Source organism: Rouxiella badensis, assembly GCF_002093665.1.
Taxonomy (GTDB): domain Bacteria; phylum Pseudomonadota; class Gammaproteobacteria; order Enterobacterales; family Enterobacteriaceae; genus Rouxiella; species Rouxiella badensis.
The window spans coordinates 40805-65222 of the sequence record NZ_MRWE01000019.1; the positions used below are offsets into that span (position 1 = coordinate 40805).

Here is a 24418-nt window from a genome sequence, read left to right on the forward strand (position 1 = left end):
AATTATGCGAAAAATACATTATTTTTCATTAAGTTATACAAGTTATGCTTAGTTTTTTACCGAATGGCCTGGTTTATGCATTAAAGGGGTAATACTCCCTTATCGCGGAACCACGTTATGTCAGAATCCAATGAAAAAGAGCTGCTCTATGGGCTGGAAGCCCGCATCGCTCCTGCGACTGCGTTTTTCACCGCCGTACAACACCTGCTGGCAAGTGTGGTTGGGATCATCACTCCGCCGCTGATCGTTGGGTCGGTACTTGGGCTTAATGCCTACCTGCCTTATCTGATAAGCATGTCGCTGCTGGCTTCCGGGATAGGCACCTTTATTCAGGCACGCCGTATCATGGGGATCGGCGCAGGAATGATCTGCCTGCAGGGAACCAGTTTTGCTTTTCTGGGCGTGATCCTCTCCGGCGGCTTTCTGGTGAAAAGTCGCGGTGGCTCGCCGGAAGACATCATGGCGATGATCTTCGGCGTTAACTTTGTTGCCGCCTTTATTCCGCTGTTGATCAGTCGTTTCATCGGTCAGCTGCGCCGTGTATTTACACCGCTGGTGACCGGAACTGTCATCGTACTTATTGGTATCAGCCTTATCAAGGTGAGCATCACCGATTGGGGCGGTGGCAACGGCGCAGCCGACTTTGGCGCACCGGCTAACCTTGGGCTTGGGGCATTAACCCTGCTGGTGATTGTTATTCTTAACCGTATTCCCGTGCGTGCGCTGCGCCTGTCTGCCATTGTGGTCGGTATTGCCGTAGGTTGCCTCGCCGCCGCGTTGACCGGCCATCTGACCTTCAAGCCGCTACAGGGGAGCTGGTTTGAGTTGCCGCGCCTGTTCCGCTTTGGTTTCCATTTCGATTGGACTGTCTTCGTGCCGATCGCGTTGGTCTCTTTCATCAGCATTCTCGAGGCAGTCGGTGACCTGACCGCCAACTGCATGCTGTCGCAGCAGCCGATTGAGGGGGAGGCTTTCCGCAAGCGTCTGAAGGGCGGGATTCTAGCTGACGGTGTGAGCTGCATGATTGCGGCAATGTTATCCTCTTTCCCAAATACGACTTTCGCGCAGAATAATGGCGTTATCCAGATGACCGGCGTAGCCAGTCGCCGCGTGGGGCTCTATATCGGCGTTTTACTTGTGGTGCTAGGCCTTTTCCCGGCTATCGGTGGCCTGTTGCAGCAAATTCCCGCACCGGTGCTGGGGGGAGCAACGCTGGTGATGTTCGGCAGTGTGGTAGCCGCGGGTATTCGTATTATGACTCAGGCACCGCTTGGCCGCCGCGAGATGCTGATTATCGCTATTTCATTGGGGATCGGGCTGGGAATCGAAGCCGTGCCTGAAGTCCTTAAACAGTTCCCACAGGTCGTGGGCAATATCTTTGGTCATGCGGTGACCAGCGGTGGAATTGTCGCTATGTTGCTGAATTTCCTGATGCCAATGGAAAAAACTACCGCGATGGTCATTGAGCCAGTGAAATCGATTAAAGCAAACTGATATCCTGCGCTGCGGCGCCCCTGGATCAGCAGACAGGGCATAACTGAGCTGGCTAACCTTATGATTATCAACTTAAAGGAGCCAGTTATGTTGACGCAACGTACTTGGATCAAAAACCCTCTCGCCGTTTTCACCGCCAACCAGCTCGACGCCGCCGGCGGTCTCGTTATTGAAGGCTCACGCATCGCCGAGCTGCTGTCCGCGGGGCAGCAGCCAGCGCGGCCGGTAGACAGTGTCATTGACGCCGCCGAATGCGTGCTGCTGCCGGGTCTTATCAACACCCATCACCACTTTTATCAGACGCTGACGCGAGCCTGGGCACCAGTGGTCAATGCCCCGCTATTCCCGTGGTTAAAACAGCTTTATCCCGTGTGGGCCCGTCTCCAGCCTGAAGCGCTGGCGTTAGCGAGCCGCGTTGCAATGGCCGAGCTGCTGCTCTCTGGCTGTACCACGACCACCGACCATCACTATCTGTTTCCGCAGGGGATGGAAGAGGCCATCGACGTTCAGGTCGAGGTGGTCGGTGAATTGGGCATGCGCGCCTTATTGACTCGCGGCTCGATGAGCCTCGGGGAAGACGACGGCGGTCTGCCGCCGATGCATACGGTGCAATCCGCCGAGGTGATTCTGGAAGACAGCCAGCGGCTGATTCAGCGCTATCACCAGCGCGGCGAGGGAGCCTGGATGCAAATCGCGCTGGCGCCTTGCTCGCCGTTCTCCGTGACCCCCGATATCATGCGAGAAAGCGCCGCGATGGCGCAGCGCGAGGATGTCCGTCTGCACACCCATCTGGCCGAAACGCTGGACGAGGAGCAGTTTTGCCTTGAGCGCTTTGGCCTGCGCACGGTCGACTATCTCGACAGCGTCGGCTGGCTCAGCGATAGGACCTGGCTGGCTCATGGGATCCATTTCAACGAAGAAGAGATCCGCCGACTGGGCGCTGCGGGTACCGGCATTTGCCACTGTCCGGTATCTAACATGCGGCTGGCGTCAGGCATGTGTCCAACGCGGGATCTCGAGGCGGCAGGGGCACCGATCGGCCTTGGCGTGGATGGATCCGCCTCAAACGACGCCTCAAACCTGATGTATGAGGCGCGGCAGGCGCTTTATCTCCAGCGTCTGCGTTACGGAACAGAATACGCCACGCCGGAGCGGATCCTAGGCTGGGCAACGCGGGGATCTGCACGGGTCATTGGCCGCGAGGATATCGGGCAGCTTGCGGTGGGTAAACAGGCGGATCTGGCGTTATTTAGGCTGGACGAGCTGCGTTTTAGCGGAAGTCATGACCCGATCGCCGCGCTGTTGCTGTGTGGGGCAGAACGCGCTGACAGCGTGATGGTCGGCGGAAAGTGGCGCGTACGTGAGGGGCAAATTGTCGGCCTGGATGTGAAGTCGCTGATAGCCCGGCATCGTCATGCTGCGAAGCGACTGTTTGCCGACATTTAAGGTGGTGGCTCCCTGTGCGTGATATGCAGGGAGCCAACAGGAGCTTTAGAGGTCGCCCGGCGATCGTGGACCGGCGCTGCTGATCGTGGCGTTGCTGCCGTTTTGGCCGCGATGCAACGTCTCCATGCGGACCTGGAAAGGCGGGAATGGCAGAATAATGCCATGCTCGCGGAACCCGGCCAGAATCAGCTGGTGGATTTCATGACGCAGCGGCATACGGTGCGCCATTTCTGCGGCGTGCATACGCAGCTCGAAGATCTGAATACCCTGTTGCAGGTCGACCAGATACGCCTCTGGAGCCGGTGTATCCAGCACCAGCGAACATTTGCGCGCCGCCTGGGTAAGAATAGACGTCACCTCTTCGCTGTTTGCCTCTACCGGTGCGGGCACCGTCAACACCACGCGCGTGACGGAGTCCGACAGCGACCAGTTGATAAACTGCTCGGTGATGAACGCCTTGTTTGGCACGATGATCTCTTTGCGGTCCCAGTCGACGATGGTTGTCGCTCGGGTATTAATCTTGGTCACGCTGCCGGTCAAATTACGAATAGTCACCGTATCGCCGATGCGGATAGGCTTTTCAAACAGGATCATCAGGCCTGAAATAAAGTTGGCGAAGATCTCCTGTAAACCAAAGCCCAGCCCCACGCCCATCGCCGCGACCAGCCACTGCAGCTTGCCCCATTCGATGCCAAGCATCGAGAACCCGGTCAGCCCACCTATCAGCAATACCGCGTATTTGGTGATAGTCAGCGCCGCATAACCGGTGCCCGGCGTCAGATCCAGATGCTGTAACAGCGCCAGCTCGAGCAGGGCGGGCAGGTTACGCACCAGCTGGGTGGTGATGATCAGAACCAGAATGGCGATCAGCACGTGGCCCAGCGTGATCGGCTGCATGCTCTCGACGCCCTGGGTGGTCGAGGAAACGTCCCACAGCTTGATGTTCTCGAGGAAAGAGAACGCCGAATGGATTTCCGACCACAGGAAAATTAACGACACCAGCGCAACCATCGCCAACAGTGAACGTACCAGACGCAGAGACTGGGCGCTGATGGCGTCGAGATCGACCACCGGCTCCTCGATTTCAATCGCCCCTTCATTGCTGTTTACCTGCTGTTCCTCTTCACCGCGCGCACGCTGCGAGAGGATTTCGGCACGGCGCTGTTTGGCGCGTTCGAAGGCAATTTTACGGCGTTGAATCAGCATCCAGCGGCGGATGATGTGGTAAATGACCAGCAGCAGGAACCAGATGGCCAGCGACGTTTCCAGACGCGCCAGAAGCGCCTGTGAGGTCGCCAGATAGCCGAGCATTGAGGCAAAGGCCGCAATCAGCGGTGCACTCAGCATCAACCACCAGAGCGTGCTGTTCAGCAGGTTCTCGCCGTTGCCCTGCTTGTCGAGATACAGCGGAATACCGGCACGTTTCAGGCTCTGCGTCACCAGACTCAGCAGTACGCAAAGAATGATAAAGCACAGTCTTCCCAGCGTGTTGGAGAACTCGCGGTCGTTGAGATTATCGAAGGTTATCAGCGCCATAATCAACGGCACGACCAGCCAGATTGACAGCGAGTAGTAGCGCAGCGCACGCGAAACGCGGCGCTGCGGCCAGTTGAAGTGGGTGATGAACAGCCCTTTCGGATGCGCCAGATAGTGGCTTATCATAAACAGCCACAGTACCGGCAGCGCGGCGGTCACGCCGTCACCGATGGCGACCGCTATCGGGAATGGCCACGCGCTTTGCAGGCCGTAACCCAACGCCGCCCACAGCACTGGCAGGGGCAGGGCGACCAGAATCGACCAAAATACCGTGCGGGCGGTGAGCGAGAAGTGGTCCTGAGTGACCTTGCCAACGCGGCTGCTGGCACGGTCAAGGAAGTTGTAGTAGTGGCGACGGGAGCTGATGCTGACAATCACCAAAATCAGTGCGCCAAACAGCGGCAGCAGCGTTTCTTTGCTGGTAACCATCATCACCGAGGCTTTGCCCAGCTGCGAGAGTGTATCCAGTGATAGCAGACGATTCAGGTCGTGCATGGTTTGTAGCGGATAATTGAAGCTCAGCGGGCTGACGTCGGCGACCCAGAACAGATAGCGGTGCGCGGCGTCATTAATGTCTTTAAGCGCGTCAACCAGCTGGGTATTGGCGACCTTGAGCTTGGTCAGCTCAAGAATTTGGGTGTCACACCCTGAAAGCAGCGAGTTGAGCAAATCGGTCTGAGTTTTCAACTGCGCTTGAAGAATTTTTTGCTGTGCGGCGCTCAGCGGTTGGCCGTCGTCCTGACGCCCCTGGCGGTACTGCTGCTGTTTACCGAGTAAGTCTTCATAGTGCAGCCGCTGCACCCGCAGCTGACCCATCTCACCGTCGAGCTGCTGTGGTTTTGGCATTTCAGGCAGCTTGGCAACCTGGGCACGCAGGGTTTCACCGAGCAGCGGCGATGCGTCGAGCCACTGCGCCTGCTCGCGGATGGTGCTCAGTGCCTGACGAACCTGCAATGTTTGCGCGGCGGCCTGACGTTGCTGGGAGGAGATGAGGTCCATGCGCTGCGCCTGCTGGTTTAGCGCCAGCGAAAGCTCGCGGTTGGCCTGCAACTGTTGGGTAATCGATTTCGGCAGCTCACCGCTCTGCTCGGCCAGTTGCTCAGTTTTTTCAAGCGCATTTTCGGCCTCGCGCTGGCGCTGGCTGTTGAGATTGTTGCGCAGCGTTTGCAGCAGTTCATCGAGACGATCGTGACGCGTCTTATACAGTTCGGCGCGGATACGCGACAGTTCCTGACGATTACTCGCAGAAAGCTGTGCCAACTCAAGCTCGTCGACGCGCGCCTTGCGGGCGGCAGATTCTGCCTGTAACGCCTTGGCTTGAGCCTGCGCCAGCGGTGAATTGCTCTTGGTGAGATTTTGCAGGCGTTGATCGACGTCGGCCAGTGCGTTGCGGGCCTCAGACTGCTGCTGTGGAAGTTGACTCAGGGAATCACTTATCTCCCGCGAACGGTCCTGCTCCTGGCGCAGCTGGCGTGCTTCTTCGAGCAGCTGGCTGCTGACCTGCAGGATCTGCTGGTCAAGCTCAGCGCTTGAGAGGCTGTCGTCCACCGGCAGCGCTTTTTCACTCTGGGTTTTTAGCTCCTGACGCAGGCTCTGCGTCAGGCGCGGAAAGTCGTCGATGACCGTCTGGTATTGTCCTGAGCGGGCGAGGGAAGCACGTGCCTCACCCATCCAGTTAATCGCATTTTGCAGCAACTCGACGATCTGCGCCTGATTGGCCGTATCCTTACTGGATTGGGCTTGTTTTAGCTCTTGCTGGAGCTGGTCTTCTGAAAGCGCTGCGTTGGCATACAGTGGCAGCGCCAACAGCAAACTCAGCAACAGGGTTGAGATCAGGCGCACGACAATTTCCTTTCAACAAACTTAAATAACGTTCTCGGCAGAGACCGGTTCGACGGCGTGTGGGCGCAACGCCTCGGCAAAAGGTTCGCCCATGCGCGTTACGGTGCCGTTTTTCAACTGTGGCATAAATTCGACCTGATTGGCGGCAAAAAGGTTGATAACGGTTGAACCGAGCTTGAAGCGGCCCATTTCCTGGCCTTTTTCCAGCGCGATCGCGCCTTCTTCACCGGCAGCAGGGTAGGTCCAGCGTTTGATAATACCTTCACGCGGCGGGGTAACCTGACCAGACCATACGGTTTCGATGCTGCCCACGATGGTCGCGCCAACCAGGATTTGTACCATTGGGCCAAATTCAGTATCGAACACGCAGATGACGCGTTCATTGCGTGCGAACAGATTAGGCACATTCGCGGCGGTCAGCGGGTTAACCGAGAACAGGTCGCCCGGTACGTAGGTCATCTCGCGCAGTACGCCGTCGCACGGCATGTGAACGCGGTGGTAGTCGCGCGGGGCCAGATAAGTGGTTGCAAACAGGCCTTCTTTGAACTGTTCAGCCAACTGATAGTTGCCAGCCAGCAGCGCTTCGAGAGTGTAGAAATGGCCTTTAGCCTGGAACAGCTTGCTGTCGACAATCGCACCCAGCTGGCTTATTGCGCCGTCGGCAGGCAGGCACAGCATGTCCAGCCCGCTGACAACAGGGCGAGCGCCATCGCGCAGCGGACGCACGAAGAATTCATTAAAGGTTGGGTAAGCCGAAAAGTTCGGGTCCAGCGCTTCTTTCATATCAACTTTGTAATAGCTGGCAAAAGCTTTGATTACCCACTGGGTCAGCATCGCGGCGCGGCGTTCTGCACCCCAGCCGGCAAGTCGGGTCAGCCCTTGTTTAGGAAGTAAGTATTGAAGTTTTATTTTGATCCTATCCAGCACGGGGAGCCTCTTAAAGTATCGTCTGCCGCACTAAGCGACAGATCGTAGGAAATAAAAAAATGAAAAATAAATAGCCAAAAACGAACCGGCAATTGTACTGAAATTACCGGCGTTTTTTAAAGTTCATCGAAGTTTTTACGCGTTTTTACATCGGCCATGCTTTCGAGAATACGGTGATAGTTGTCAAAACGCTCCTCGGCAATCTCGCCTTTGTCGACGGCTTCACGAATTGCACAGCCCGGATCGCTGCCGTGTTTACAGTCGCGGAACTTGCAGTAGCCCAGATAAGGGCGGAACTCGACAAAGCCCTGGGTAATTTGCTCAGGGGCAAGGTGCCACAGGCCGAATTCACGCACGCCCGGGGAGTCGATGACGTCACCACCGTGCTGGAAGTGATAAAGCCGCGCAGCAGTAGTGGTGTGCTGGCCGAGCCCCGAGTTATCCGAGACATCGTTAACCAGAATCTGTTGGTCGCTCGGTGGCAGCAGCGCGTTCAGCAGGCTCGATTTACCCACGCCCGACTGACCGGCAAAGATGCTGATGCGGTCGGTCAGCGCGGCGATAAATTCCGGCATGCCTTCACCGGTATAGCTCGACACTTCAAGGACGCGATAGTTGATGTGGCGATAGATATCCATCATTTGTGCCACGAATTTACGGCTTTCGTCGTCCAGCAGATCGATTTTGTTCAGCACGATCAGCGGCTCGACCTCAACGGTTTCGCAGGCCACCAGATAGCGGTCGATGATGTTGAGTGACAGCTCGGGCAGGATGGCCGAGACAATCACAATCTGATTGATGTTAGCGGCAATCGGTTTAACGCCATCGTAGAAATCTGGACGTGTCAGTACCGACGTGCGTTCATGCACGGCTTCAACGATACCTTTGACGCTGGCGTTCTCGCCGGAGCGCCATACGACGCGGTCGCCGGTAACCAGCGAACGGATGGTCCGACGGATGTTGCAGCGGTGCTGGCTGCCGTCGGAAGCTTCAACGTCGGCGTGCATCCCGAAACGGCTGATGACCACCCCCTCTTGGGGTTCGCCGTGCAGGGAGTCGTCCAGCTCTTTACGCTTGTCGGTCTTAGTCAGACGACGTTCGTGGTTGGCGTTAACGCGACGTTGTTGCCCTTTTGACAGTTTTATCTTAGTCACTGCGCCTCACTTGACTGGCTTTAATCGCTCGTTGCGACCAAAACGTCTATGATACCAGCTATTTCGTATTAATTAACCGTTGTGGGACTTTTCATGACTGGAGCTATTTATGTCAGCGAGTGATAACAATCTAATTTGGATCGATTTGGAAATGACCGGCCTCGATCCGCAGCGCGACCGTATCATCGAAATCGCAACGTTAGTGACAGACGCCAATCTGAATATTCTGGCCGAGGGGCCGGTGATGGCGGTGCATCAGTCGGACGCACAGCTTGCCTTGATGGACGAATGGAACGTGCGTACGCACACCGGAAGCGGATTAGTGGAACGCGTCAAGGCCAGCCCTTATGACGAACAGGCCGCCCAGCAGAAGACTATCGAGTTCCTGAAACAGTGGGTTCCGGCAGGTAAATCTCCTATTTGCGGCAACAGCATCGGTCAGGATCGCCGTTTCCTGTTCAAGTACATGCCGGAGCTGGAGTCTTACTTCCATTACCGTTACCTTGACGTCAGTACGCTGAAAGAGCTCGCGCGTCGCTGGAAGCCAGAAGTGCTCGACGGCTTTACCAAGCAGGGAACGCATCAGGCGATGGACGATATTCGCGAGTCAGTGGCCGAACTGGCCTACTATCGCGAAAACTTTATCAAGCTGTGATAACGGGCTAAAATATTTTTTCGTCTGATTTACGGCGTTAAAAGTAAAAAATTGCTGGTTAATTGAACGCCTTGCTCTTTTAATCAGCACTTGAACGATTTATTGAATAAAAACGGTTTTTTTTGGGAAAGGGGGCTTGCGGGACGAAAGATTTCTCGTATAATGCGCACCCCGTACCGATGAAGAATTTCGTTAGTACGCAGAGCGGGAATAGCTCAGTTGGTAGAGCACGACCTTGCCAAGGTCGGGGTCGCGAGTTCGAGTCTCGTTTCCCGCTCCAAATTTTTTTGATTGGCTTTCAAAGTTTTATCAAAGAAAAATAGCAGTACAGAAAACAGTAGCACCATGCGACGCGGGAATAGCTCAGTTGGTAGAGCACGACCTTGCCAAGGTCGGGGTCGCGAGTTCGAGTCTCGTTTCCCGCTCCAAATTTTTTTGATTGGCTTTCAAAGTTTTATCAAAGAAAAATAGCAGTACAGAAAACAGTAGCACCATGCGACGCGGGAATAGCTCAGTTGGTAGAGCACGACCTTGCCAAGGTCGGGGTCGCGAGTTCGAGTCTCGTTTCCCGCTCCAATTTTCTTCTTCAAATCACTAAGCCAGTCACCATGCCCTCTTGGGGCCTTTTTCGTCGTTTAAAAAAATGACTTGAATTAATTCTGTGAACAGAGTTATCCACAGATTTAGTTTACTTTTTGCACTGATCTTTATTTGTCCTGCGGATATTGTTAAAAAATAACTTATTGATTTTTAATGAATAAAATTAATAGCAAAACGTTATGGCGATCGCTTGCTCTTTTTTTTGCAATTGATCGGCAAAGCAATTTTATTTTTATGCACAGCGGAGACGCTAGCGCATTTACAGAAAATTGCCTCTTTTAAGCGTCCCTCGGCAAACCTTTTTCCACAGCGCGAATCAGTCGTTTCTTCTGAGAAGACTGCACCTCTATCTGATGTTCGCTCCGCCTGGTCAACTGCTGCGCGATAGCCCACTCGATATGTTCATCCAGCATGCTATTTTCCCCTTTTCTGCTTTCTAACGCCAAAACGATGCTTTCGTCATAGGGAGCGTTACCCAAGGCGACGGAAATATTTCGCAGCCAGCGCAGGTATCCGATACGCCGAATAGGTGAGCCTTCGGTAATGCGCAGAAACTTCTCTTCTTTCCAGTTAAACAATTCGACCAGCTGCGGCGCATGCAGCGCAGCGCGCGGACTGAAATCATCTTCGTCGGTCAGCTGAGAATAGCGATTCCAGGGGCAAATAAGCTGGCAGTCGTCGCAGCCGTAGATACGATTGCCCATCAGCGGGCGGAACTCTTCAGGAATGGCCCCTTCGAGCTCGATGGTCAGATAGGAGATACAGCGGCGGGCATCGACCTGATAGGGCGCGACAATAGCGCCGGTCGGGCAGGTAGTGATACAGGCCACGCATCGCCCACACTGTTCTTCCTGAGGTTTATCCACCGGCAGGGGGAGGTCGATAAGCAGTTCGCCCAGGAAGAACCAGGAACCTGACTCACGGTTTAATATAAGTGAGTGCTTGCCAACCCAACCAAGCCCGGCTTTCTCAGCAAGAGGACGTTCCATGATAGGTGCGGAATCAACAAAAGGGCGAAAGCTCAGCGCTGAATCGGGCTGCGCTTCGGTGCAGTAAGTCTGGATCATGTCTCCCAGCTTTTTCAGACGCTGGCGCAGAACCTTGTGATAGTCGCGGCCCAACGCATAGCGGCTAACATAGCCAAGCATTGGATTATTCAACGTTTTTGCGAAAGCCGCCTTGGCAGGCAGGTAGTTCATGCGCACGCTTATCACCCGCAGCGTGCCGGGTAAAAGCTCATGTGGACGTGCGCGCATCATGCCGTGGCGCGCCATCCAATCCATCTCTCCATGATATTGTTTATCAAGCCACTCTTGCAGCTTTGGCTCTTCGGCCGAGAGGTCGGTATCGCAGATACCAACCTGTTGGAAGCCTAGCGACTGGCCCCATTGCTTGATATGTTGGGCTAATTGATCGAGATCGAGGAGGTGCGTCATGACTAACCAAATTGAAAAACAGAACCCGGCAAGTTTACCATACTCCGTCTATTCTGCAGACTGGTTGCGAGATGCGGAGGCACAGGCGGCGCGGGATACCGGCCTGTCGCTATTTACGCTGATGCAGCGCGCCGCCGCGGCCGCATTTCGCCATGCGCGTTCGACCTTTCCTCACGCCACGCGCTGGCTGGTGTTGTGTGGCCACGGTAATAACGGTGGTGACGGCTATGAGGTAGCAAGATTGGCCAAAGGCGCGGGTCTTGACGTCACGTTATTGGCAATAAGCAGCGATAAACCGCTGCCCGATGAGGCGGAACAGGCAAGAAAGGGCTGGCTCGACGCCGGTGGCACGATTGGCGATATCACCTCGGCGTGGCCTTCTGGCAGAGAGCTGGTGGTTGATGCGCTGCTCGGTACCGGCCTGAAATCTGCACCCAGAGAGCCGATGACGCGCCTCATCAAGGCGATTAATCACTATGATGCGCCTGTCTTGTCGCTAGATATTCCCTCCGGTCTGGCCGCAGAAACCGGCACCGCAGCCGGTGAAGGGGTTCATGCCACGCTGACCGTGACTTTCATTGCCCTTAAACCTGGGCTGCTCACCGGACAGGCCCGAGACTACGTGGGTGAGTTGCGCTGTGACACGCTCGGCCTCGAAAGCTGGCTTAGTGGCCATCTTCCTCTGCTGCAACGTCTCGACGCTGCACGGCTGGGGCAGTGGCTAAAGCCGCGTCGGCCTTGCTCGCACAAGGGCGAACACGGACATCTGCTGCTGGTCGGCGGTGATACCGGCTTTGCGGGGGCTATCCGCATGGCGTCCGAAGCGGCTTTGCGGGCAGGTGCAGGAATGGTGCGAGTACTCACTCACAAAGAGAATATTGCGCCGCTGCTGACCGCCCGTCCTGAACTGATGGTGCAGGAACTGAACGACGACTCACTGACCGAGGCACTCGAATGGGCCAGTGCGGTGGTAATAGGCCCGGGCCTTGGCCAGAAGGCGTGGGGGCAATCTGCCTTCAAACGTATCGCCGAAAATCAAAAACCCGCGTTATGGGACGCAGATGCGCTTAACATGCTGGCAAAAAGCCCTGAGAAACGGCAAAATCGCGTCTTGACGCCCCATCCCGGTGAAGCCGCACGCCTTTTGGGATGCACTGTGAAGGAAATCGAAAGCGATCGCTTACTTTCTTTACGACGCCTTACCCATCGCTATGGGGGGGTAGTGGTCTTAAAAGGGGCAGGCACGCTGATTGGCACCGAAGAGGGCCAGACCGCGCTGGCCGACGTCGGCAATGCGGGGATGGCCAGCGGCGGCATGGGCGACATTCTGTCAGGCATCATTGGCGGTCTGCTCGCTCAGAAGTTATCTTTCTATGATGCAGCCTGTGCCGGAACTGTGGTTCACGGCGCGGCGGCGGATATCATCGCTCAACGCCAGGGCACTCGCGGCATGCTGGCAACGGATTTGTTAACCTGGATAGCCCCAACGGTTAACCCTGACCTAGAAAAATAGAAACTACCCAATGAATCAAATTAACTTACCTTTGCCAGATGAAGTCGCCACCCTGAAACTTGGGGCTGATTTAGCCGCCGCCTGCACCGGTGCGACGGTCATCCATCTGTTTGGCGATCTGGGGGCTGGAAAAACGACCTTCAGTCGTGGGTTCCTGCAGGCGCGCGGTCATAACGGCAATGTTAAAAGTCCGACCTATACTCTGGTCGAGCCTTATCAGCTTCATCCGATGGCGGTCTATCATTTTGACCTGTACCGTCTGGCCGACCCGGAGGAGCTGGAGTTCATGGGCATACGCGACTACTTTACCGAAGACGCGATTTGTCTGGTGGAATGGCCTCAACAGGGGGCGGGCGTTTTGCCTGAGCCCGATCTGGAACTGACTCTCGCCTATCAGCCAGAGGGACGATTGGCGACCATCAAGGCCGTTTCCGAGACAGGTAACCGGCTGCTGCAGATGCTACAAAAGCAAGGATAATGCTGTAATGATTCAATGCGTTAACAGATTTTGGAAAAGAGTCGCGGCTATGTTGGTACTCACGGTTACCGTGATGATACCTACGGCATTCGTTCCTGCTTTTGGCGCAGGTATGAAAAACATCAATGTTTCCAACGGGAGTACGCAATCCACCGTTACCATCAACTTTGATGGCAAGCCTGACTATTCCTTCTTCCCGCTGCATAGCCCGGAACGCGTAGTCATCGATATCGTGCAAACGGGCGTGATGCGTGGTTTACCGCTGAATTTTAGCGGCCAAAATCTGGTTAGACGCGTGCGGGCGAGTACGCCTGCGGATGCCAAGACGCAGCGTCTGGTGTTTGAGCTGACGCAAAAGGTCAGAACCAATGCCCAGGTGCAGCAGGACGGCGGTCAGTACACCGTGGTGTTTACCCTCAGCGCCGCCGCGCCACAGCGCACCTCTTCTTCGGGAATGATCACCCGTGCCCAGCCGGGGAACCGCTTGGTCACGCCACCGCCACCGCGCGGTAATCCGTTTGACGGCAGCCAGAGTCCGCGGGTCGCCGCTGCGCCAGGGCCGAGCACACAGCTCACGCCACGTACCAGCGGAACCACCTCGGATAATCAGGTCATCGTCGCCATCGATGCGGGCCACGGTGGGCAAGACCCCGGCGCACAGGGCGTAGGTGGACTAAAAGAGAAAAATGTCACTATTGCCATCGCCCGCAAACTGCAGGCAGAGATGGCGCGTGATCCGATGTTTAAACCGGTATTGACCCGCGATGGCGATTACTTCATCTCGGTAATGGGCCGTTCCGACGTGGCGCGTAAAAAAGGCGCCAACCTGCTGGTCTCCATTCACGCCGATGCGGCACCTAACCGCAGCGCGAATGGTGCCTCTGTCTGGGTGCTTTCAAACCGTCGCGCCAACAGCGAAATGGGTAACTGGCTTGAGCAGCACGAGAAGCAGTCCGAGCTGCTAGGCGGGGCGGGCGATATGCTGGCCAACACCGCGTCGGATCCTTATTTGAGTCAGGCGGTGCTTGACTTGCAGTTCGGCCACTCGCAGCGCGTAGGTTATGACGTTGCCGTTAAAGTATTGCAGCAGTTGCGCAAAGTCGGCGCACTGCACAAGGCCAAGCCAGAGCACGCCAGCCTTGGAGTATTGCGTTCACCGGATATTCCTTCGCTGCTGGTAGAAACCGGCTTTATCAGTAATCCTAGTGGGGAGCGGCTGCTTGGAAGCAGCGCGTATCAGGATAAAATTGCCCATGCCATCTATGAAGGCTTGCGCAGTTATTTCCTGGCGCATCCGTTACAAACCGGCCCAAAGGTCGAAAACCGACCGTTGCTAGCCAGCGCAACGTCGGTCACTAGCTCCAACGCTTCGGCACCGGACAGCAGCTCTTTGAGCCAGCCGGGGCCGATTGAAACCACGGCCGCACTGGGCGGCGCGACGCAGATTCATCAGGTCAAACGCGGTGAAACGCTGACGGGCATTGCGGTGCATTATGGAACCACCATGAGCGCACTGCGCGATCTTAACAAGCTGAAGAAAGACGGTGTCTGGGTCGGACAGCGTCTGAAAGTGCCGGCGGGCACCTCGGCGGTGTCGAGAAACACTACCGCTAAAGTGACGACGGCGCGTGCGACGAAACGACCTTCAAGGCACAAAGTGGTGCGCGGCGATACGCTGTCGGCCATTGCCTCGAAGTACGGTGTCAGCATGAGCGACATCAGAACGGCAAACCATATGAAATCCGGTGACGTGCAGCTTGGGCAGACGCTGACCATTCCGCAGTCGTAAACGGACGTAAGCGATATTCTTCTTAAGATGACAGGAGCGGCTATGCCGATTCGGGTACTGCCACCGCAGCTGGCAAATCAGATAGCGGCAGGTGAGGTTGTTGAACGGCCCGCATCGGTAGTGAAAGAGCTGGTCGAAAACAGTCTTGACGCCGGTGCGACGCGTATCGATATCGATATCGATCGCGGCGGCGCGAAGCTTATCCGCATCCGCGATAACGGCTGCGGCATCGCTAAAGACGAACTTGCGCTGGCGCTGGCCCGTCACGCCACCAGTAAAATCAGCTCGCTTGACGATCTCGAAGCGATTCTCAGCCTCGGTTTTCGCGGTGAGGCGCTGGCCAGTATCAGCTCCGTTTCGCGTTTGATGCTGACGTCGCGCACCGCCACGCAGGACGAAGCCTGGCAGGCTTACGCCGAAGGGCGTGACATGGCGGTGACGGTAAAACCCGCCGCACATCCACAGGGATCGACCGTAGAAGTCCTCGATTTATTTTATAACACCCCCGCTCGCCGCAAGTTCATGCGCACCGAAAAAACCGAGTTCACGCACATTGATGAGGTGGTGAGGCGTATCGCGCTGGCCCGTTTCGACGTCGCGTTTAACCTAAGCCATAACGGTAAGCTGGTCCGCCAATATCGCGCGGTGAAAGATCCCTCGCAGAACGCGCGTCGCCTGGCGAGCATTTGCAGTACCACTTTTGTCGAGCACGCCCTTGAGGTGGAATGGCGTCACGGTGATTTGGCGATCCGCGGCTGGGTTGCCGATCCTGCCGGTTCGCGCAGTCTGACCGAGATGCAGTACTGCTACGTCAATAACCGCATGATGAAGGATCGCCTGATAAATCATGCGATCCGCCAGGCTTATCAGGACAGGCTCAAAGACGATCAGCAGCCCGCTTACGTGTTGTATCTTGATGTGGATCCGCATCAGGTTGACGTCAACGTGCATCCGGCCAAACATGAGGTGCGGTTCCATCAGTCACGGCTGGTGCATGATTTCATCTATCAGGCGGTGGTGGCGGTATTGCAGCAGGCGGGCGATTTGCAGCTTAATACCGAGCAGCCGGTCGAAGAGCAGCCACGCTGGCAGCCGGAAAACCGTCAGGCGGCGGGCATTAACCATTTTTCCCAGCCTGCACCCTCGGCCAGAGCGACGCCGCCGCGCCAGGAACCGTCTTACAAAGCGCCGTCTGAGGGCAAGCCGATATTCCCTGAGACATCGCGTTCTGCGCATCTGCGCGAGCCCGTGCAGCGCTATAGCGAAGAAAATACCTACAGCAAACCGCAGGGCGAGCTTTATCAGCAATTGTTGAGGCCTGGCGACGATACGCCTGCGGCGGTTAAGGCCGTTGAAGCCTCGGCCATCGTCGAGAAGGCCAGACCCGCCGGGCATGAAGATGTGCTTGCAGGGCATAGCCAAAGCTTTGGCCGCGTGATGACCGTCTGTGCCGCAAGTTTTGCTCTTATTGAACGTGGGCAGAAAATTATGCTGTTATCGTTGCCGGTCGCCGAAAGATGGTTGAAAACGGCCCAGCTGACCCCCACCTCTGAAGGATTGAAGCCTCAACCGCTGCTTATTCCGGTTAAACTGACGCTAAGCAAGGAAGAGCGCGACGCATTCACGCACCATCAGGCGCTATTGCAACACTTTGGTATTGAAATGCTATTGGAGCACCAGCGTGGGACATTGCGCACAGTGCCTTTACCATTACGCCAACAAAATTTACAAAAGTTGATACCCGACCTGTTAGGCTATATTGCGGTTCTGCAGGAGGTCACTCCTGATGCGGTAGCTATGTGGTTTGCCCGCAGCATTGGCAGTGAGCATGACGTCTGGACGGTTTCACAAGCAATACAATTACTCGCGGACGTTGAGCGACTTTGCCCGCATCTGGTCAAGTCACCTCCCTCCGGACTCTTGCAACCCGTTGATTTACAGCCGGCCTTGGCGGCTTTTAAGCATGACTGATTCAGAAAACAAAGCATTACCTCCCGCTATTTTTATCATGGGTCCGACGGCTTCGGGCAAAACTGCCTTGGCGATGGCCCTGCGCCAGCATCTTCCAGTTGAACTTATCAGCGTCGATTCTGCTCTTATCTACAAGGGCATGGACATCGGTACCGCAAAACCAACCGCCGAAGAGCTTGCGTTAGCACCTCATCGACTGATTGATATCCTCGATCCTGCGCAATCTTATTCGGCCGCCGATTTCCGCGCCGATGCGCTGCGAGAGATGCAGGAAATAACGGCACGTAAGAAAATTCCGTTGTTGGTCGGTGGAACAATGCTTTATTTCAAGGCTCTGCTAGAGGGCCTTTCTCCCCTGCCTCAGGCCGACGCGAAAGTCCGCGAGCGCATTGAGACGCAGGCTGCGGAGCAGGGCTGGGAAGCGCTGCACAAAAAATTGATTGAAATTGATCCGGTATCGGCAATGCGAATTCACCCGAATGATCCACAGAGACTCTCCAGAGCACTGGAAGTTTTTTATATTTCGGGTAAAACTTTAACGGAACTCGTTAAAACTTCGGGTGAAAGCTTACCCTACCGGGTACATCAATTTGCGATCGCACCTACGAGTCGCCAATTGTTGCACGATCGTATTGAATTGCGCTTTAACCAAATGGTTTCGAACGGATTTGAGGCCGAAGCAAAAGCGCTTTTCACTCGGGGTGATTTGCATACGGACATGCCTTCCGTTCGTTGTGTCGGTTACCGCCAGATGTGGTCATATTTTTCTGGTGAAATCGACTACGATGAAATGGTTTATCGTGGTGTTTGTGCGACACGGCAGCTGGCTAAACGCCAGATGACATGGTTACGAGGTTGGGAAGGGGTTGAATGGCTTGATTCAGAAAAGCCTGACGAAGCCTTAAGCCGTGTAATTCAGGTTGTTAGTGCATAGGTTGGTTGATTGTGTACAATTGATTGGTACTCAACGCGCAAATTTTTTTATGTGATTTATTTTCGAGCTTGTAGGCTCAAAGTTACAAACAACAAACAAATAAGGAAAAGATAGAATGGCTAAGGGGCAATCTTTGCAAGATCCGTTCCTGAACGCATTGCGTCGCGAACGTGTTCCGGTTTCTATTTACTTGGTGAATGGTATTAAGCTGCAAGGCCAGATTGAGTCTTTCGATCAGTTTGTGATTCTTTTGAAAAACACGGTAAGCCAGATGGTGTATAAACACGCTATCTCCACCGTTGTTCCTTCGCGCCCGGTTTCTCATCACAGTAATAATCCAGGTGGTGGTACTACCAATAACTATCATCATGGTAGCGCACCGTCTGCTCCACAGCAGCCGCAGGATGGCGATGACGCCGAATAAGGCGCCCAGCTGTTCAATCTCGAAGGGGTTCATAAGGGGTTATTGCCGCTTATGTGCCCCTCGTTGAATTTTATTTCTCAATTGAGAGGTCACACGCTTGTTTGACCGTTATGAAGCCGGTGAGCAGGCCGTACTGGTTCATATCTATTTCTCGCAAGACAAAGACACGGAAGACCTGAGCGAATTTGAATCGCTTGTCTCTTCTGCCGGTGTTGAGGCGTTGCAAGTCATCACTGGGAGCCGTAAGGCTCCACACCCTAAATACTTTGTCGGTGAAGGAAAGGCCCAAGAAATCGCAGATGCCGTTAAAGCTACTGGCGCATCTGTAATCCTGTTTGATCACGCTTTAACACCTGGCCAGGAACGTAACCTGGAAGCCTTGTGCGAATGCCGCGTGGTCGATCGTACCGGACTTATTCTAGATATTTTTGCCCAGCGCGCCCGTACTCACGAAGGTAAACTACAAGTAGAATTGGCACAGTTACGCCATATTGCAACCCGACTGGTACGAGGCTGGACTCACCTTGAACGCCAGGGCGGTGGGATTGGTGCGCGCGGTCCTGGGGAAACCCAGCTCGAAACCGACCGTCGACTCCTGCGCGACCGCATCACGCTTATTTTAAACCGCCTTGAACGCGTCGCCAAACAGCGCGAGCAGGGGCGTCGTTCAAGAGTGCGTGCCGACATTCCGACGGTTTCTCTGGTGGGATATACCAACGCCGGAAAGTCGACGCTGTTTAACCGAATTACCGAGGCCGACGTTTACGTGGCCGATCAATTATTTGCCACCCTGGATCCAACGCTGCGACGCATTATGGTTGCTGACGTAGGAGAGACGGTACTGGCAGATACCGTAGGGTTTATTCGTCACCTGCCCCATGATTTAGTTGCTGCGTTTAAAGCAACATTGCAGGAAACCCGACAGGCATCTCTGTTAATTCATGTGATTGATGCAGCGGATATTCGCGTTGAGGAAAACATCGACGCGGTGAATACGGTGCTGGCAGAGATTGAAGCAGATGACATTCCTGCGCTGTTAGTGATGAATAAAATAGATATGTTGGACAACTTCGTCCCACGTATCGACCGCAACGAAGAGAATTTGCCAATCAGGGTCTGGTTATCGGCCGCGACAGGTGAAGGTATCCCGTTGCTATTTCAGGCATTAACGGAGCGTCTGTCAGGTGAAATTGCACAGGTAGAATTGTGTTTGCCACCGGAAGCGGGTCGCCTTCGTAGCCGTTTTTACCAGCTTCAGGCGATTGAAAAAGAATGGATTGAAGAGGATGGCAGTATCGGTCTGATGGTGCGTATGCCCATTGTTGACTGGCGTCGCCTCTGCAAACAAGAACCGGCTATGAGCGAATATGTTCGTAACGGATTCCCGGTAGATTTCGAAGAGAAAAATGCCTGGGATAACTTGACTGATATAGAGCCTGAAGAACACCAATCATAGAATAATGGAGCTATAACATGGCGTGGAATCAGCCCGGTAATAACGGACAGGACCGCGACCCCTGGGGAAGCAGCAACAATAGCGGCAACTCTGGTGGAAATAATTCTGGTGGTAATAACAATAAGGGCGGGCGCGATCAGGGCCCTCCCGATCTTGATGATATCTTCCGTAAGCTCAGTAAAAAACTCGGTGGTTTCGGCGGTAAAGGGTCCGGCAACGGCACTCCCTCCGGCCCGCAGAAGAATATGAACGGTCGATTCGTCGGCCTTGCCGTGGCTGCCGTCGTGGTTATCTGGGCTGCCAGCGGATTCTACACCATTAAGGAAGCAGAGCGCGGTGTGGTAACCCGTTTCGGCAAGTTCAGCCATCTGGTTGAGCCGGGCCTGAACTGGAAACCGACCTTTATCGATCAGGTTCAGGCGGTCAACGTCGAATCCGTTCGTGAGCTCGCGGCTTCCGGCATTATGCTGACCTCTGACGAAAACGTAGTGCGCGTTGAAATGAACGTGCAGTACCGCGTCACCGATCCCCGCGCCTATCTGTTTAGCGTGGCCAACGCTGACGACAGCCTGAGCCAGGCGACCGACAGTGCGCTGCGCGGCGTTATCGGTAAATACACCATGGACAAGATCCTGACCGAAGGTCGTACAACGGTGCGTAGCGATACACAGCGCGTGCTGGAAGAGACCATCCGTCCTTATCACATGGGGATTACCGTGCAGGACGTCAACTTCCAGACGGCGCGTCCGCCAGAGGAAGTCAAGGCCGCATTCGATGATGCAATTGCCGCACGTGAGAACGAGCAGCAGTATATTCGTGAAGCCGAAGCCTACGCCAACGAAGTTCAGCCTCGTGCTAACGGTCAGGCTCAGCGTCTGCTTGAAAACGCCAAAGCTTACAAAGACCGTACCGTGCTTGAAGCGCAGGGTGAAGTTGCCCGCTTCGCCGAGCTGTTGCCGGAGTATAAAGCCGCGCCGGAGATTACCCGCGAGCGTCTGTATATCGAGACCATGCAGGACGTGCTGAGTCACACCCGCAAGGTGCTTATCAACGATAAGAGCAACAACCTGATGGTGCTGCCTCTGGACCAGCTGCTGGGCGGTAAAACGGCGGCAGCGGCCAATAACAGCGGCGATGATGCGAGTAGCATGATCCCGTTGCGACAGGTTCCTTCGCCGTCGAGCAGCAGTAGAAACAGCAGTGCCAGCAACAGCAGCTCAAGTTCTTCTGGCAGTGTCATGGATCAGCGCCGTGCCGATGTACAGCGTGACGACACCGTTCGCGTAGGGAGAGAATAACCAATGCGTAAGTCAATTTTACTTGTCGTTGTTGTAGTGCTGGTGGCGCTCTACGCTTCACTGTTTGTGGTGCAGGAAGGCCAGCGCGGTATCGTGCTGCGTTTCGGCAAGGTTCTGCGTGACGGCGACAACAAGCCGTTGGTGTATGCGCCGGGTCTGCACTTCAAGGTGCCTTTCGTTGAGTCCGTGAAAACGCTGGATGCGCGCATCCAGACCATGGACAACCAGGCCGACCGCTTCGTCACCAAAGAGAAGAAAGACCTGATCGTCGACTCTTACCTGAAATGGCGTATCAGCGACTTTAGCCGTTACTACCTGGCTACCGGCGGTGGTGATGTGTCACAGGCCGAGGTGCTGCTGAAACGTAAATTCAGTGACCGTCTGCGCTCAGAGATTGGTCGTCTTGACGTCAAAGACATCGTGACCGATTCACGCGGTCGTCTGACGCTGGACGTGCGTGATGCCCTGAATCAGGGTACCGACGACGATGACGCTGCGGCCGCTGCGACGACCGAAGCCGATGACGCTATTGCTTCAGCGGCCAAGCGCGTCGAGCAGGAAACCAACGGCAAGGTGCCAGCGGTTAACCCGAACAGCATGGCGGCACTGGGTATCGAAGTTGTTGATGTTCGCATCAAGCAAATCAACCTGCCGACCGAAGTCTCTGATGCCATCTTTCAGCGTATGCGCGCCGAGCGTGAAGCGGTAGCTCGTCGCCACCGTTCACAGGGTCAGGAAGAGGCCGAGAAGCTGCGTGCTACCGCCGATTACGAAGTGACCCGTACTTTGGCTGAAGCCGAGCGTCAGGCACGTATTACCCGCGGTGAAGGGGATGCTCAGGCAGCCAAGCTGTTTGCCGATGCGTTCAGTCAGGATCCTGACTTCTATGCCTTTATCCGTAGCCTACAGGCTTACAGAGAGAGCTTCAGCAGCGGTAATGATGTTATGGTAATGAGTCCTAACGACGATTTCTTCCGCTACATGAAAACGCCGGCAAAGACCAGTAAACCTTAATTGACGCAGACCGTCTTGACGTCATCCCACAAAAGGCCCATAACGGGCCTTTTGTTTTATCTGCCCGGCGCAAATTTTTAGCCGCAGGCGATAACTCCTCCAGGAAATTAGAGTAAAAATATGAACGTGAGTCTTTGGCTGGCCGTGGGAATGGTGTTGATTGTTGAAGGGCTGGGACCGATGGTGTTTCCCAAGGTGTGGCGAAAAATGATCCAAAGTATGACCCAGCTTCCAGACGGACTGCTGCGCCGTTTTGGCGGCGGGCTGGTGGTGGCAGGCGTGGTCATTTTCTTCATGGTGAGCCGCTATACTGGTCACTGAGGCTATCCTCACGGCGGATTTCCCCCGGCAAGAGAGCTGTCGCACGAAACGGACATTTTTCACCCAGCGGGTGGCTAAAACTACTGAAAGGCTGGGGAGAGGATGTTAGGATTCTTTTTTAAGCAACCTGGTGATTCTCAAGATGGGTAAGAACGTTGTCGTACTGGGCACTCAATGGGGTGACGAAGGTAAGGGCAAGATTGTGGATTTGCTCACCGAGCGGGCTAAATATGTGGTGCGCTATCAGGGCGGTCACAATGCCGGTCACACGCTGGTTATCAACGGTGAGAAAACCGTTCTTCATTTAATTCCTTCCGGCATTCTGCGTGAAAATGTCACCAGCATCATCGGCAACGGTGTGGTTCTGGCCCCGGACGCGTTGATGAAAGAGATGGGTGAACTTGAAGCGCGAGGGATCCCGGTTCGAGAGCGTCTGCTTATTTCTGAGGCTTGCCCGCTTATCCTTTCCTATCACGTCGCACTCGATATGGCGCGTGAGAAAGCCCGTGGTGCGAAGGCTATCGGCACTACGGGGCGCGGGATTGGTCCAGCCTATGAAGACAAAGTAGCCCGGCGCGCGCTGCGTGTCGGTGATTTGTTCAACATGGAAACTTTCGCCCACAAGCTTAAGGAGATTGTTGATTATCACAACTTCCAGCTGGTGCACTATTACAAGGTCGATGCGGTTGATTACCAACAGGTTCTCAATGATGTAACGGCAGTGGCTGGCATCCTGACCGCGATGGTTGTCGACGTCTCCGACCTTCTGGACAGGGCCCGCAAGCAGGGCGAACTCATCATGTTTGAGGGCGCACAGGGCACGCTGCTAGACATCGACCATGGCACCTATCCGTATGTGACCTCATCAAATACCACGGCGGGCGGCGTTGCTACGGGCTCAGGTATGGGCCCACGCCACGTCGATTACGTGCTCGGTATCGTCAAGGCCTACTCGACGCGGGTTGGCGCAGGGCCGTTCCCGACTGAGCTGTTCGACGATATCGGCGAATATCTCTGCAAGCAGGGCAACGAATTCGGTGCGACGACCGGTCGCCGCCGTCGCTGCGGCTGGCTAGACATTGTCGCCGTGCGTCGTGCAGTGCAGATAAACTCGCTGTCTGGCTTCTGCATGACCAAGCTTGATGTGCTTGACGGCCTGAAAGAGGTCAAACTGTGTGTGGCTTACCGTCTGCCGGACGGCAAAGAGGTGACCACCACGCCGTTAGCCGCTGAAAACTGGGAAGGGATCGAGCCCATTTATGAAACCATGCCAGGCTGGAGCGAAACCACCTTTGGCGTGAAAGAGCTCGATAAACTGCCGCAGGCTGCTCGCGATTACATCAAACGAGTCGAAGCACTGACTGAAGTGCCGGTTGATATCATCTCTACCGGCCCGGATCGTAGCGAGACCATGATCCTGCGCGACCCGTTCGACGCCTAATCGTCATCGATTATTGTGAAACGCAAAACCGGGCCACGACGCCCGGTTTTCTTTTTCTGTTGCCACCAACGCCAAATCGCTCAAGTTATGCTTCGAATTTCAGCGTCTGTTTGATTTAAAGACAAACTTTGTGGCGGGCAGCCCATTCAATAGAGTAATCTTGCTTATACCGGGCTTTCATAAGTTAACGGGTATATACGCATTACATTGTCATCATAGATGCGAATAAAACGGGTAAAAGTACCCAGAGGCGAGTGTGCAGTTAACGAGTTTTACCGATTATGGTTTGAGAGCGTTGATCTATATGGCGTCGTTGCCAGAAGGTCAGCTCACCAGCATTTCCGAGGTCACCGAAGTTTATGGGGTCTCGCGCAATCATATGGTGAAAATTATTAATCAGCTAAGCCGGGCAGGACTGGTCACGGCAATGCGCGGTAAAAACGGGGGGATCAGACTGGGTAAACCGGCTGAAACCATTCTATTGGGTAACGTCGTCCGCGAGCTGGAGCCGTTAGCCCTGGTTAATTGTTCGGCAGAATTTTGCCACATCACCCCTGCTTGTCGCTTAAAGCAGGTGCTGCATACGGCCGTAGAACACTTTCTTGATGAGTTGAATCAATACACGCTGGCCGACATGGTCAAAGATAATTCTCAACTCTACAAATTATTGCTTGTTGAATGAAAGACTC

19 protein-coding genes and 3 tRNA genes are annotated in these 24418 nt (G+C 54.9%); 18 read left to right on the forward strand and 4 right to left on the reverse strand.

Annotation, left to right across the window (positions count from 1 at the left end):
• Positions 1 to 117: 117 nt before the first annotated feature.
• Both BS640_RS12670 and BS640_RS12675 read left to right on the forward strand, forming a co-directional pair.
• Positions 118 to 1494: a nucleobase:cation symporter-2 family protein gene (locus BS640_RS12670; protein WP_084912680.1), complete on the forward strand. Its 1377-nt coding sequence runs from the start codon at positions 118 to 120 to the stop codon at positions 1492 to 1494.
• Positions 1495 to 1581: 87 nt separating this feature from the next.
• On the forward strand, positions 1582 to 2940 hold the full coding sequence (locus tag BS640_RS12675) for an 8-oxoguanine deaminase (RefSeq protein ID WP_084912681.1): 1359 nt from the start codon (positions 1582 to 1584) through the stop codon (positions 2938 to 2940).
• Positions 2941 to 2985: 45 nt separating this feature from the next.
• Here the strand turns inward: BS640_RS12675 and mscM are convergent, their stop codons facing one another.
• The 3 genes from mscM to rsgA all read right to left on the reverse strand — a co-directional run bounded on the left by mscM (position 2986) and on the right by rsgA (position 8399).
• Positions 2986 to 6318 (reverse strand): miniconductance mechanosensitive channel MscM, encoded by a 3333-nt coding sequence (gene mscM, locus BS640_RS12680; protein ID WP_017493731.1) that lies wholly within the window; start codon positions 6316 to 6318, stop codon positions 2986 to 2988.
• Positions 6319 to 6339: 21 nt separating this feature from the next.
• Positions 6340 to 7245, reverse strand: a complete 906-nt coding sequence (gene asd, locus BS640_RS12685; RefSeq protein WP_017493732.1) for an archaetidylserine decarboxylase — start codon at positions 7243 to 7245, stop codon at positions 6340 to 6342.
• Positions 7246 to 7361: 116 nt separating this feature from the next.
• Positions 7362 to 8399, reverse strand: a complete 1038-nt coding sequence (rsgA, locus tag BS640_RS12690) for a small ribosomal subunit biogenesis GTPase RsgA (protein ID WP_017493733.1) — start codon at positions 8397 to 8399, stop codon at positions 7362 to 7364.
• 109 nt (positions 8400 to 8508) lie between these two features.
• Between rsgA and orn the strand changes: the two genes are divergently transcribed.
• The 4 genes from orn to BS640_RS12710 all read left to right on the forward strand — a co-directional run bounded on the left by orn (position 8509) and on the right by BS640_RS12710 (position 9630).
• A complete protein-coding gene (gene orn, locus BS640_RS12695) occupies positions 8509 to 9054 on the forward strand; it encodes an oligoribonuclease (protein ID WP_084912682.1) in 546 nt (181 codons plus the stop codon).
• Positions 9055 to 9258: 204 nt separating this feature from the next.
• Positions 9259 to 9334 (forward strand) — tRNA-Gly (locus tag BS640_RS12700).
• Positions 9335 to 9406: 72 nt separating this feature from the next.
• Positions 9407 to 9482: transfer RNA gene (locus BS640_RS12705), tRNA-Gly, on the forward strand.
• Between the two features lie 72 nt (positions 9483 to 9554).
• Positions 9555 to 9630, forward strand: a tRNA-Gly gene (locus BS640_RS12710).
• Between the two features lie 302 nt (positions 9631 to 9932).
• Here BS640_RS12710 and queG read toward each other — a convergent pair.
• Positions 9933 to 11090: a tRNA epoxyqueuosine(34) reductase QueG gene (gene queG / locus BS640_RS12715; RefSeq protein ID WP_084912683.1), complete on the reverse strand. Its 1158-nt coding sequence runs from the start codon at positions 11088 to 11090 to the stop codon at positions 9933 to 9935.
• Here queG and nnr point away from each other — a divergent pair.
• The 12 genes from nnr to nsrR all read left to right on the forward strand — a co-directional run bounded on the left by nnr (position 11089) and on the right by nsrR (position 24411).
• Complete coding sequence (nnr, locus tag BS640_RS12720; protein WP_084912684.1) at positions 11089 to 12603, forward strand: bifunctional ADP-dependent NAD(P)H-hydrate dehydratase/NAD(P)H-hydrate epimerase; 1515 nt, start codon at positions 11089 to 11091, stop codon at positions 12601 to 12603. The two genes, queG and nnr, sit on opposite strands and share 2 nt — an antisense overlap.
• Before the next feature lie 10 nt (positions 12604 to 12613).
• Positions 12614 to 13081, forward strand: a complete 468-nt coding sequence (tsaE, locus tag BS640_RS12725; RefSeq protein ID WP_084912685.1) for a tRNA (adenosine(37)-N6)-threonylcarbamoyltransferase complex ATPase subunit type 1 TsaE — start codon at positions 12614 to 12616, stop codon at positions 13079 to 13081.
• Between the two features lie 7 nt (positions 13082 to 13088).
• A complete protein-coding gene (amiB, locus tag BS640_RS12730) occupies positions 13089 to 14870 on the forward strand; it encodes an N-acetylmuramoyl-L-alanine amidase AmiB (RefSeq protein WP_084912686.1) in 1782 nt (593 codons plus the stop codon).
• Between the two features lie 42 nt (positions 14871 to 14912).
• Complete coding sequence (mutL, locus tag BS640_RS12735) at positions 14913 to 16841, forward strand: DNA mismatch repair endonuclease MutL (protein ID WP_084912687.1); 1929 nt, start codon at positions 14913 to 14915, stop codon at positions 16839 to 16841.
• Positions 16834 to 17775, forward strand: coding sequence for a tRNA (adenosine(37)-N6)-dimethylallyltransferase MiaA (miaA, locus tag BS640_RS12740; RefSeq protein WP_084912688.1), 942 nt, complete (start codon positions 16834 to 16836; stop codon positions 17773 to 17775). Before mutL ends, miaA begins: the two co-directional genes overlap by 8 nt.
• Before the next feature lie 115 nt (positions 17776 to 17890).
• Positions 17891 to 18199 carry an RNA chaperone Hfq gene (gene hfq / locus BS640_RS12745; protein ID WP_017492187.1) on the forward strand — a complete coding sequence of 103 codons (309 nt, stop codon included), beginning with the start codon at positions 17891 to 17893 and terminating at the stop codon, positions 18197 to 18199.
• 97 nt (positions 18200 to 18296) lie between these two features.
• Complete coding sequence (gene hflX, locus BS640_RS12750) at positions 18297 to 19655, forward strand: ribosome rescue GTPase HflX (protein ID WP_017492188.1); 1359 nt, start codon at positions 18297 to 18299, stop codon at positions 19653 to 19655.
• Positions 19656 to 19672: 17 nt separating this feature from the next.
• Positions 19673 to 20953, forward strand: coding sequence for an FtsH protease activity modulator HflK (gene hflK, locus BS640_RS12755; protein ID WP_017492189.1), 1281 nt, complete (start codon positions 19673 to 19675; stop codon positions 20951 to 20953).
• Positions 20954 to 20956: 3 nt separating this feature from the next.
• Positions 20957 to 21967 carry a protease modulator HflC gene (gene hflC / locus BS640_RS12760; RefSeq protein ID WP_017492190.1) on the forward strand — a complete coding sequence of 337 codons (1011 nt, stop codon included), beginning with the start codon at positions 20957 to 20959 and terminating at the stop codon, positions 21965 to 21967.
• A gap of 120 nt (positions 21968 to 22087) precedes the next feature.
• Entirely contained in the window at positions 22088 to 22288 is a 201-nt protein-coding gene (locus BS640_RS12765; protein ID WP_084912689.1) for a DUF2065 domain-containing protein, read from the forward strand.
• 142 nt (positions 22289 to 22430) lie between these two features.
• On the forward strand, positions 22431 to 23729 hold the full coding sequence (locus BS640_RS12770; protein WP_017492192.1) for an adenylosuccinate synthase: 1299 nt from the start codon (positions 22431 to 22433) through the stop codon (positions 23727 to 23729).
• A gap of 256 nt (positions 23730 to 23985) precedes the next feature.
• Positions 23986 to 24411 carry a nitric oxide-sensing transcriptional repressor NsrR gene (nsrR, locus tag BS640_RS12775; protein WP_017492193.1) on the forward strand — a complete coding sequence of 142 codons (426 nt, stop codon included), beginning with the start codon at positions 23986 to 23988 and terminating at the stop codon, positions 24409 to 24411.
• The last annotated feature ends 7 nt before the right edge of the window (positions 24412 to 24418 follow it).

Coding starts and splice junctions, on each gene's coding strand:
- BS640_RS12670 (WP_084912680.1), top strand. CDS start 118: ATGTCAGAATCCAATGAAAAAGAGCTGCTCTATGGGCTGGAAGCCCGC.
- BS640_RS12675 (WP_084912681.1), top strand. CDS start 1,582: ATGTTGACGCAACGTACTTGGATCAAAAACCCTCTCGCCGTTTTCACC.
- orn (WP_084912682.1), top strand. CDS start 8,509: ATGTCAGCGAGTGATAACAATCTAATTTGGATCGATTTGGAAATGACC.
- nnr (WP_084912684.1), top strand. CDS start 11,089: ATGACTAACCAAATTGAAAAACAGAACCCGGCAAGTTTACCATACTCC.
- queG (WP_084912683.1), bottom strand. CDS start 11,090: ATGACGCACCTCCTCGATCTCGATCAATTAGCCCAACATATCAAGCAA.
- tsaE (WP_084912685.1), top strand. CDS start 12,614: ATGAATCAAATTAACTTACCTTTGCCAGATGAAGTCGCCACCCTGAAA.
- amiB (WP_084912686.1), top strand. CDS start 13,089: ATGATTCAATGCGTTAACAGATTTTGGAAAAGAGTCGCGGCTATGTTG.
- mutL (WP_084912687.1), top strand. CDS start 14,913: ATGCCGATTCGGGTACTGCCACCGCAGCTGGCAAATCAGATAGCGGCA.
- miaA (WP_084912688.1), top strand. CDS start 16,834: ATGACTGATTCAGAAAACAAAGCATTACCTCCCGCTATTTTTATCATG.
- hfq (WP_017492187.1), top strand. CDS start 17,891: ATGGCTAAGGGGCAATCTTTGCAAGATCCGTTCCTGAACGCATTGCGT.
- hflK (WP_017492189.1), top strand. CDS start 19,673: ATGGCGTGGAATCAGCCCGGTAATAACGGACAGGACCGCGACCCCTGG.
- hflC (WP_017492190.1), top strand. CDS start 20,957: ATGCGTAAGTCAATTTTACTTGTCGTTGTTGTAGTGCTGGTGGCGCTC.
- BS640_RS12765 (WP_084912689.1), top strand. CDS start 22,088: ATGAACGTGAGTCTTTGGCTGGCCGTGGGAATGGTGTTGATTGTTGAA.
- BS640_RS12770 (WP_017492192.1), top strand. CDS start 22,431: ATGGGTAAGAACGTTGTCGTACTGGGCACTCAATGGGGTGACGAAGGT.